This window comes from Cyanobium sp. NIVA-CYA 375 (assembly GCF_056108345.1).
This window is the reverse complement of the sequence record NZ_JBSYHW010000417.1, coordinates 1-546: the sequence shown is the minus strand read 5'-3', so window position 1 is coordinate 546 and position 546 is coordinate 1. Positions and strand designations below refer to the sequence as shown.

The window sequence follows — 546 nt, the reverse complement described above, 5'->3', positions numbered from 1 at the left end:
TATCACTCCAGCCTGTGCCGGTCGGTCAATCAGGATTGATCGGGTCAGGTTCTTGAGCGAGGCATGCAGATGCCCCATGGCCAAGCCTGGCGCATGCCCGCCGCCGAACATGACAACCGGGTGATGGGGCCCCGCTACGCCTTCCGCCAGCATGTGCACCTTGTAGCCACCAAGATCGATCATCCGTCCCGGCGGCGGACAGCGGCGACGCACGTGCGTCAGATGAACCAGGTGCCACAGATTACCGACAGCCAGAAGTGCACCAAGCCCGCAAAGTCCAATGCCGATCCACCCTTCCAACAGCCAGCCGCCGAGCGCGACGAGCGCTCCGACAGCGAGGCCCGACCATTCGCGGGCCAAAAGGGCAAGTAGCCAGTTAGGCATGGTCAGCCACCCGAACTGCATTATCAATCCGTTCCGCGAGCAAGGGAAAGGCCATTGCCCCCCCGCTCAGGACCAAATCGTGGAACTGGCTGACGTGAAAGCCGTGACCGCGCGCGTCTGCCATCCGCTGCCGCAGTCGCAGCATCTCTTGATGCCCCGACA

At 63.0% G+C, this 546-nt stretch carries 1 pseudogene; it reads right to left on the bottom strand.

The features are described from left to right. Positions 1 to 384 (bottom strand): annotated as a pseudogene (locus tag AC01FP_RS18905) (hypothetical protein); the annotation flags it as partial. Positions 385 to 546: the final 162 nt, after the last annotated feature.